Source organism: Bartonella sp. AA86SXKL, assembly GCF_042196885.1.
Window position 1 is genome coordinate 1 of the sequence record NZ_JBHIRE010000399.1, and the last position, 660, is coordinate 660.

Genomic DNA, 660 nt, shown 5'->3' on the forward strand with positions numbered 1-660 from the left:
CAACAATATTTTTTATCAAAGCGGGAATGCTACGCTTGGTAAAATGATAAGGATCAAAAGATGCCTCTGATAAGACCTGGTATGGGAACAGAAAACAGTATTGAGCTTCTTTACACGCTCATTCAAATGGCAAGACCACGCACAGTCCTTGAAATCGGTGCGGGGGATAGCACATGCTTGATTGCTACAGCACTGCAAAAAGCAAAACAAGCATGGCAACAGGATAAAAAACTTTTAAGATCTACCACTTTTGAAGAACGTACAGCTTTTCTTGACCCTTCAGGAGTCCTTGAGAATTATCAACCACGATTGATCACCATCGATGATTTTTCAGCAGAAGGTCAATCCGCCGAACAAGCATGGCAAAAACCACTCCAAGACAACAGCATTGAAAAAGACATGGTAACATTTATCCATATTTCTTCTCTCTTGATGATGAAACGCTCAAATCTTGGGGACCAATAGATTTTGCTTGGATTGATGCTGGAACGCCCGCAAATGATGTGCAATTTGTTACCACACTTTGGGAACATATTACCGCTCATGGTTATCTCTGTCTTCATGAACCAACAATGACAATAACCGTTGCTCTTGATGGAGCTCAACGGGTTCGCCGTGTCAGAACCCCTTTTTGGGAAGAAATTCTCTACCGGCTTGATG

General features: G+C 42.1%; 1 protein-coding gene. It reads left to right on the plus strand.

The window, feature by feature from the left end; genetic code table 11:
• The first annotated feature begins 60 nt into the window (after positions 1–60).
• Positions 61–465 (plus strand): hypothetical protein, encoded by a 405-nt coding sequence (locus ACFIO5_RS12230; RefSeq protein ID WP_375705551.1) that lies wholly within the window; start codon positions 61–63, stop codon positions 463–465.
• Positions 466–660: the final 195 nt, after the last annotated feature.

Coding starts and splice junctions, on each gene's coding strand:
- ACFIO5_RS12230 (WP_375705551.1), top strand. CDS start 61: ATGCCTCTGATAAGACCTGGTATGGGAACAGAAAACAGTATTGAGCTT.